Consider the following 8550-nt stretch of genomic DNA (forward strand, 5'->3'; position numbering starts at 1 on the left):
CGCCAGATGGAGAGTGAGATGACCGGACCCGATCCGATCGAAACCCGCACCATGCGCAAGGTGACGTGGCGGCTGCTACCGTTCCTGATGCTCTGCTATTTGCTGGCCTTCATCGACCGCGCCAATATCGGCATGGCCTCTTTGCAGATGAACGAAGACCTGGGGCTGAGCAGCCGAGTGTTCGGCTTCGGTGCCAGCCTGTTCTTCGTCGCCTATTTCCTGATGGAGGTGCCGAGCAACCTGATGCTGCAAAAGGTTGGCGCGCGCATCTGGATCGCGCGGATCATGATTACCTGGGGTGCGGTGTCGGCGGCGATGGCGTTCGTGTGGGACGCACCGTCCTTCTATGTCATGCGCTTCCTGCTGGGCGCGGCGGAGGCCGGGTTCTTTCCCGGCGTCGTGCTGTATCTCACCTACTGGATGCCCGCGCGCTACCGTGGCCGTGCGCTGGCACTGTTCGCGGTCGCCATTCCGCTCTCCAGCTTCATCGGATCGCCGCTCGGTGGGGTGTTGCTGTCGATGGACGGGGTTGGCGGCCTGCGCGGGTGGCAGTGGCTATTCATCTGCGAAGGGGTGCCGACCGTGCTGTGCGGCATCGCCTGTCTGGTCGTCCTGACCAACCGCCCGGCCGAGGCGCGCTGGCTCGATGCGGAGGAGAAGGCGTGGCTTGCCGCCGAAATTGCGCCGAAGGCGGGCGATCGCTCGATGGTCGACGGTTCGCCGTGGCGATTGCTGACGACGCCCGCGTTCTGGGCGATGGTGCTGGCGTGTTGCGGCGCGTCGGCGGCGGGCAGCGTGCTGGGCGTGTGGCAGCCGCAGCTCATCAAATCCTACGGCCTCACCGATTTCCAGACCGGGCTGGTCAATTCGATCCCCTATGGTGTCGCGGTGGTGGCGATGATCTTCTGGGGCCGCCATTCGGACAAGACCGGCGAACGGCGCTGGCATACCGCGCTGCCGCTGCTGCTGATCGCCGCCGGGGTGCTCGGCACCTTCGCGCTGACCGGGCTGGCGCCGACGGTGCTGCTGCTGACCTTCGTGCTGACCGGGGCCTACTGCTTCAAGGGGCCGTTCTGGAGCATGGCGTCGAGCTGGCTGTCGGCGGGAACGGCGGCGGCGGGGATCGCGGCGATTAACGCCACGTCGAACCTGATCGGCGGGGGGCTGATGGTCAACGTCTATGGCTATATCCACGACGCGACCGACAGCCATGTGCTGGCGCTGCTGCCGCTGGCGCTGTTGACGGTCGGCAGGCCGCACGCAAGCCGGTGCTGGCAGCATGATCCCCGGCGTCAAGGAAATTGCCATGCGAACGCCGATATCGCTGCTGCTCGCCGCCGCGGTGGTCGCGCCTGCCGTCGCGCAGGCACCGTCCTCGCCCAACGGCGGACGCCCCGAAATCCGCAGTGTCGAGGAAATGCGCCGCATCGGCGGCTATACCGCGCCGGGCGCGCGGGCCTATGCCGACATGGCGGCGGAGGCAGGCGCGCGCGACTGGCCGGTGACGCTCTATTACCGGTGCCAGGCGGTGCGCGAGCGGCGACCACTCAAGGCACCCGCGCCCCGCCCGATGGAGGTGTTCGACCGCGTCTATTCGATCGGCACCGCCGAGAACAACATCTGGGCGATCGACACCGACGACGGTATCGTCCTGCTCGACGCGCTGTCGAGCGAGGCGGACGCGCGCGACGTGATCGTCGCCAACCTGCGCGCGCTGAAGCTCGATCCCAAGCGCATCCGCATCATCGTGATTACCCATAATCACTTCGATCATTTCGGCGGCGCGGCCTATCTCAAGCAACTGTCCGGCGCGCGGATCGGGATGAGCCGTGCCGACTGGACCGCCACGCCGTTTCGTGGCGTCCTGCCGGTCAAGGGGCCGGACGATTTCTATATCGAGGACGGGCAGGCGATCACGCTGGGCGACCGCACGCTGACCGCGCTGCTGACGCCGGGACATACGCCGGGCACGGTATCGCTGCTGTTCCCGGTCACCGATCGCGGCGTGCCGCACATGGCGTCGCTGTTCGGTGGGCAGGGATCGCCGCGCGACGTCGCGTCGCTGATGCAGTTCCGCCGGGCGCTCAACCACTTCGCCGACCATACCGACCGGATGCAGGCCGATGTCGTGCTGTCGAACCACACGGTCGGCGACGACGGCCTGACCCGCATCGCCGCGCTGGCCAGGCGCGGGCCGAACGATCCCAACCCCTATGTCGTCGGACGCGAAGGCGTGGTGCGCTACGACGCGGAGTGGCGCAACTGCCTGAGCGCCGATATCGACGAGGCGATCGTGAAGGCGAAGGGCAGCGGTCCGTCGACGCCGGTGCAGTGATGGCGATGGTCCCGCTGCCACCCGAGATCGTGCGCTACATGCGCGATCGATGCCCCGGTCGAACCGACGAGGCACTGCAACCCCGTTTCGGCATCAGCTACAACACGTGGCGGCGCATCGAGCAAGGTGCGGCAGTCCGTGCGTCCCTGGCGGAAAGACTGATCCACCGTATCTCCAGCGAGATCGAGCAGGATTGCCGCCATGATGAACGAACGTCGGCTTTCGGATAGTCGATCGTTGCCCGCGACTGACCGGTTTTGGGTCCTGGCTGCCAACGAGCCGGGCTCACGTCGATGCCCACGAGCAGCCGCAAGGTTTGCGACCGCCGAGCCGGGGGGGCCATTCAGTCAGATAACTTTCTGCGGTACCGTCGCGATGCTTGATAAGTCAGTTGCCGCGTCGATCGGAACGCCAGCGTCTTTCCGTTCTGAGTATCGGTCGACAAGCCGGGCAGCGTGCGGTCTCAACAGGATCGTGAAGCGGACCAGCTCCTCCATCACGTCGACGATGCGGTCATAGTAGCTGGACGGCTTCATGCGACCGGCATCGTCGAACTCCTCAAACGCCTTGGCGACGCTCGACTGGTTCGGGATCGTCACCATCCGCATCCAGCGGCCGAGGATGCGCAGGGTGTTCACGCTGTTGAACGATTGTGATCCGGCCGACACCTGCATGACGGCGAGGGTGCGGCCCTGTGTCGGTCGCATCCCGCCCATCGACAACGGCAGGTGGTCGACCTGCAGCTTCATGATGCCGGTGATCTGACCGTGCCGCTCCGGACTGCACCACACCTGTCCCTCCGACCACATCGACAGCTCGCGCAGCTCGTGGACGGCGGGATGGTCGTCGCCGGCCACCTGATCCGGCAACGGCAGGGTAGATGGGTCGAAGATGCGCGTCTCGGCGCCGAAGAAGCGCAGCAGGCGTGCCGCCTCCTCGATGCACAGCCGGGAGTAGGACCGCTCGCGCAAGGATCCGTAGAGCAGCAGGAACCGCAGGGGCGGGTCGCCCGCGCCCAGCCCCACGGCAGGCCTGCCGATCGCGTAGCGGTGATCGAGCGCCGGCAGGTGGTCTGGGTCGGTAAGGGTGCGGAGGGGCATCAGGAGGGGTTTCCGTTGGGTTTTAGAGGGTTTCCGCAGCTCATTCGGCGTTGATCCGGATCGCCAGTGCGGCGAGCGTGACCAGCAGCACGGGGACGGTCAGCGTCGCGCCGACGCGGAAATAATAGCCCCAACCGATACGGGTGCCCTTCTGGCCAAGGACGTGCAGCCATAGGAGGGTAGCGAGCGACCCGATCGGTGTAATCTTGGGGCCGAGGTCGCAGCCGATCACGTTGGCGTAGATCATCGCTTCGCGGACCGCACCCGTGGCGTGGGTCGCGTCGATCGACAGAGCGCCGACCAGGACCGTCGGCATGTTGTTCATCACCGACGACAGCAGCGCGGCGATGATGCCGGTGCCGAACGCCGCACCCCAGACGCCGCCCTGGGCTGTGCGGTCGAAGAGACCGGCGAGATGGTCAGTCAGGCCGGCGTTCCGCAGGCCGTAGACGACCAGGTACATGCCGAGCGAGAAGATCACGACCTGCCACGGTGCGCCACGCAGGACCTTGCGGGTCTCGATAACATGGCCACGCCCGGCGATGGCGAGTAGCAGGATCGCACCGGCAGCGGCAACGGCGCTGACTGGAACGCCGATGGGTTCGAGCAGGAAAAAGCCGGCCAGGAGGGCGGCAAGAACGACCCAGCCCGCCTTGAACGTGGCGGGATCCCGGAGTGCGTCGGCCGGGATGCGCAGCGCAGCGACGTCATAGCCGATCGGCACGTCGCGGCGGAAGAACAGCAGCAGCACGACCAGCGTCGCGGCGATCGACGCGAGGTCCACCGGTACCATCACGGAGGCATAGTCGGCGAAGCCGATGCGGAAGAAGTCGGCCGACACGATGTTGACCAGGTTGGACACGATCAGCGGCAGGCTGGCCGTGTCGGCCACGAAGCCCGCCGCCATGACGAACGCCAGCGTCGCTCTATCACGATAGCCAAGTGCTCGCAGCATCGCGATGACGATCGGGGTCAGGATCAGCGCGGCACCGTCGTTGGCGAACAGCGCCGACACGGCTGCACCGAGAAGGACGATCAGGACGAACAAGCGTCGACCGTGCCCGCCGCCCCATCGGGCGACGTGCAGCGCCGCCCATTCGAAGAAGCCGGCCTCGTCCAGCAGCAGGCTGACGATGATGATCGCGACGAACGTCGCAGTCGCGTTCCAGACGATGCCCCACACCACCGGCACATCCGAGAGCGAGACCACTCCGGCTAGCAGCGCCACGGCCGCGCCGCCCAGCGCGCTCCACCCGATGCCGAGGCCTCGGGGCTGCCAGATGACCAGCGCAATCGTGACGACGAAAATGGCGAGGGCAAGGAGCATCAGGCGACGCGCTGTCCTGAGGCGTCCACCACCTGTTCGCCATCCTCCTTGGCGAACGCACCCCGCTGCGGCTCGGGCAGCAGGTCGAGGACGGCCTCCGACGGGCGGCAGAGCTTCACGCCGAGCGGCGAGACGACCAGCGGCCGGTTGATCAGGACCGGGTGCGCCATCATGGCGTCAACCAGGGCGTCGTCGGTCAGCGAGGCGTCGCCAAGGCCGAGCTCGGCATAGGGCGTGCCCTTCTCGCGCAGCAGATCGCGGGGCGTGATGCCGGCGCGATCGATCAGCTCGACTAGCAGGGCACGGGAAGGCGGGGTCTTCAGATACTCCACGACGTGCGGCTCGATGCCGGCGTTGCGGATCATCGCCAGCGTGTTGCGCGACGTGCCGCAGGCGGGGTTGTGGTAAATCACGACGTCGACGGCCATGGCGCGTCCTTTCAGCAGCAGGGGGAGAGTTCGGCGATGAGGGGCGCGCACAGCTCGGGTGAGCCGGCGCAGCAGTCCTTGACCAGGAACAGTGTCAGCGCCCGCAGGCTATCGAGGTCGGCGCGGTAGATGATGGACCGGCTGTGCCGCACGGATCGGACGATGCCGGCGCGCGCGAGGATGCCGAGATGCGCCGACATGGTGTTCTGCGGCACGTCGAGCTGACGGGCGATCTCGCCCGCCGCCATGCCGTCCGGTTCGTGCCGGACCAGGAGCCGGAACACGTCTAGGCGAGTGCTTTGAGCGAGCGCGGCAAGGGCGACGATGGCAGAATCATTATCCATACATCTAGCATAGTGGATATAACTGCGTTGACCAGAGGAACATCATAGTTCGCTTTGCAGCCATCCGTCTCCCGAAAGCCCCGGGTCAGCCGGTCGGCGGGTGCGGGCAATCCCAAACAAGACGCGGGACGGCAGACCTATCTTTCGAGACGATGAACGAACGACCGAAGTTGGGGAGATGAAAATAGGCCCCAGATGACCGGATGTGGGTCTGCCCCATCGTGAAGACGGTTTCGTCAGTCGGCTTCGGACGCGCTCGCCTAATTACCGTCTCAGTGCCGGTGACGAGGATCTGCCAAAAATCATTGTTTCATTCCATCAAAGAAAAAATCAATGGCGCTCTCTGAAAATTGTGATTGGGCAGAGCAAAGCGCGAAAGATCATCTCGTGGCGTAGATACCTACGACGCGGAGTATTTTGAATCGATTGTCTAACCTGCCATTGTCGTCGCTCACTCAAGATCGACGAGATCGCTTCCGAACCTATCGAGCCAGGTTGGTCCACACTCGACTTTAATCCCGTCATCTTGAAAGCCGTCCGCCTCAAGCTCTTCACTCGCGGTCAATAGCTCGCGCTGGGCGCCTTCCCACGCTGACACTAAGAAGAAAGGAGCAAGTAGTGGATGGATTTTGAGCGTGACGTCGAACTCTGGAAGCGACACAATCAACCCACCATCTCTCTTTGAGCTCTTATCGGCTCGAGCTTCCCACAATGCCTTTGTCGGACCATAGTAGTAGCTCCAGAGACCTCCTGGATCCGGAAGAGTGATTGGTCGCTTGGCCTCCGTGGGTGGGTCGACCCAGTGGAAATTAAGAACATCGTTCAGAAAGTAGGCAAACGTTCCGATGTGCAAGGTGCAGGCTGTTCCATTAACCGATAGGACACGCCGAGCCTGAGTCTTGGCTTTGCTGAGATCATCGAACGTTGGCTTGCTCGCCCGACCCTTTGTTTCAAAGGAAATCCAGTTGCCCGTTCCGGTCTGTTGTCCGATCAAATCGGGCCGCGATCTACCAGTAGGGGGAAGGGTTGCCATCGCCCGGAAGGCGTCGAGATGAAGTAGCCAAGGCGTTCGAAGCAATCTGCTGGAGAAAACCTTACAGAAGGTCATGCCGAGAAAATAGCTAATCGCGCCCTTTTCGGTCGGATCCAGCGCCTTGAAGGTTGCGGAACGGCGCAAGCGGCTCGCGAAAGGGCCTGATTGATCAAGCGCCATGCGCACCAGTGAGATGCGGAAGATCGCCTCATAGAAAGAGCTCGTGCCGTGCCGAAAGACGTGATGCGTTGGAGGCCGTCCAATCGTCAGGGCTGCCCACACGACTCGGTCCCAAGAGACTGACAGGCTGCCGTTCCCGTTGGGAGTCGAGCCCGGCGGGAAAGCCTCACTTTTATAGGGGACCGCCAGCCTGTTCCTTGATCTGATCGCCATCCCACCTCCTTGTCGCGTGAGGCATCTTAAGCAGAGGCGGTGAGCCGGGATAGAGTTGGATGAAAAGCGCTGGCACGTCGGAGCCGGCTGCGCGCCTAAGCTGAACGAACCGCCGAAAGGGGGACGCAAGCAAGAGCGCTATAACGTCCGCCTCTGGGTCGACGCCTCTCCACCCATGCCGAGGTCGAAGCCGCGTGTACGCCCATCCGGACCCCCGAGAACAAAAAGGAGTCGTTTGCCAAGGCTGCCTGACAGTGAGGAGGCGGAAACCCGCTGCGCCTTGTCATCAGCGAATCGTCGGCTGCTGTTCGGTTATTCAAGACGCTGCAGTAACAGTGGTCCATCGGCGTCTTTAGAAGCGCCAGCTCAGTTAATCTGGTCACGATCGGACCGGCGCAGTCATCAGACCAACCCCAGTCTGCCCTTCGCCTTTTCGCGCAGCGCCACGATGAAGCTCCAGTCCTTGTCGCCATGCTCAATCATGTGTGAGATCGGCACGCCGACATAGCGGGCTAAACGCCTAAAAAGCGCATTACGCTCGTTGGCGATCGTCAGGTCTTCGAGACGCTTGCCGAGGTGCACGATGTTGTGACGCAGCCCGCGCTTCGGTTGGTCGACCGGCCCTGGCTCGGTCGCGAGATAGTGAAAGTCGAGCTGGATCGCCTCATAGTCCGCCCGGTCGCGGGCGATCTGTCGCCCGATTGCCTTGCGCGCGTCCTGCATCCTGGTGAACCCGTTCGGATCGGCGAGAAATTCGATGAGGGACATCAGCTGAACAAAGCGGCTGGTCTCGCTCTGCGCTTCGAGAGCGTCCGTGTAGAGGCGCAGCGCATATGTCGCGAGGGACCCGAGCTCCCCGGTGGGGATCGGCGCGATGAACACCCCAGACAAGTCTGTGCCCAACCCGACGATCAGCTGATGCGTGACGATCTCGCCGGCGATCAGATAGCTCTCGTGATCCGCGCGCGAGTAGAAGAGGCCGGCGCAGTAGGGCGTATTCTGGAGGAGCCCGACCCGGCCCGGCAGCTTCTGAGGCGTCCACAAATCGCTCTGCTCGAACCGCACCAGGTCGAGTATGCGCTCGCAGCCTTCCATCTGGGTGCGCAGCATCTCAAGATGCGCTTCATGACTCCCGGGCGTGAGCAGCCTGGACCAGTCGATGCGGACCGGGAAGGCAAGAAGCGCGCTTCCGAAGAAGTCGGGCAAGTCGATGTTGGTCGCTGAGCTCTTCGCCCAGTCCAGTGCGTCTCCGGACAAGGCAAGGGCGCCGTCGCCCTTCAGACGCATGATGTCGGCTAGGCGGCGGGCGGGCCATTCCACCACCCGCAGCTTATTCGAAGAAATCGCTTCGGGCGGAAAGACCGCGATCCGTTCCGAGAGCCAGTCCGCATCGTCAACCAGCACACGCGAAATGGGCAGCAGGCAAAGCCGCTCATCGTCCCGGCAGAGATCGGCCACATCACCAAGCAGACCGTCCAGCATCCCGTGGTCCTCTAGATTGCGCTCAGGGCTATGAGCTGCCCCCTTCTGAGTGGTCCATCGACTATGACAGTCTGGACCAAGGAAGGGACAACGAATGCCTTCGAAGAA

General features: G+C 63.9%; 9 protein-coding genes. 3 read left to right on the plus strand and 6 right to left on the minus strand.

All coding sequences use genetic code 11. The features are described 5' to 3' along the window. Window positions 1–18: 18 nt before the first annotated feature. Genes ACTHQV_RS18630 through ACTHQV_RS18640 form a run of 3 tightly spaced genes read left to right on the plus strand, consistent with a single transcriptional unit; the run spans window position 19 to window position 2565 of the window. Window positions 19–1761, plus strand: coding sequence for an MFS transporter (locus ACTHQV_RS18630; RefSeq protein ID WP_440492231.1), 1743 nt, complete (start codon window positions 19–21; stop codon window positions 1759–1761). Next, the gene (locus ACTHQV_RS18635) at window positions 1664–2335 is read left to right on the plus strand and encodes an MBL fold metallo-hydrolase (protein ID WP_440492237.1); all 672 of its coding nucleotides are present in this window, start codon (window positions 1664–1666) and stop codon (window positions 2333–2335) included. Before ACTHQV_RS18630 ends, ACTHQV_RS18635 begins: the two co-directional genes overlap by 98 nt. Beyond that, entirely contained in the window at window positions 2335–2565 is a 231-nt protein-coding gene (locus ACTHQV_RS18640; RefSeq protein ID WP_440492232.1) for a hypothetical protein, read from the plus strand. The genes ACTHQV_RS18635 and ACTHQV_RS18640 overlap by 1 nt, the downstream gene beginning before the upstream one ends. A 117-nt stretch (window positions 2566–2682) precedes the next feature. On the opposite strand, the gene arsH is transcribed toward ACTHQV_RS18640, so the two are convergent. From arsH to ACTHQV_RS18670, 6 genes are all read right to left on the minus strand, one after another. Continuing rightward, window positions 2683–3435, minus strand: a complete 753-nt coding sequence (gene arsH / locus ACTHQV_RS18645) for an arsenical resistance protein ArsH (protein ID WP_440492233.1) — start codon at window positions 3433–3435, stop codon at window positions 2683–2685. Window positions 3436–3475: 40 nt separating this feature from the next. Then, window positions 3476–4762 (minus strand): arsenic transporter, encoded by a 1287-nt coding sequence (locus ACTHQV_RS18650; protein WP_440492234.1) that lies wholly within the window; start codon window positions 4760–4762, stop codon window positions 3476–3478. Then, on the minus strand, window positions 4762–5190 hold the full coding sequence (arsC, locus tag ACTHQV_RS18655; RefSeq protein WP_066693076.1) for an arsenate reductase (glutaredoxin): 429 nt from the start codon (window positions 5188–5190) through the stop codon (window positions 4762–4764). Before arsC ends, ACTHQV_RS18650 begins: the two co-directional genes overlap by 1 nt. A gap of 11 nt (window positions 5191–5201) precedes the next feature. After that, entirely contained in the window at window positions 5202–5534 is a 333-nt protein-coding gene (locus tag ACTHQV_RS18660) for a metalloregulator ArsR/SmtB family transcription factor (RefSeq protein WP_191864688.1), read from the minus strand. Between the two features lie 451 nt (window positions 5535–5985). Beyond that, a complete protein-coding gene (locus ACTHQV_RS18665; protein WP_440492235.1) occupies window positions 5986–6849 on the minus strand; it encodes a hypothetical protein in 864 nt (287 codons plus the stop codon). Between the two features lie 513 nt (window positions 6850–7362). Next, a complete protein-coding gene (locus tag ACTHQV_RS18670) occupies window positions 7363–8442 on the minus strand; it encodes a hypothetical protein (protein ID WP_440492236.1) in 1080 nt (359 codons plus the stop codon). Window positions 8443–8550: the final 108 nt, after the last annotated feature.

Source organism: Sphingomonas sp. SAFR-052, from assembly GCF_051965015.1.
Taxonomy (GTDB): domain Bacteria; phylum Pseudomonadota; class Alphaproteobacteria; order Sphingomonadales; family Sphingomonadaceae; genus Sphingomonas.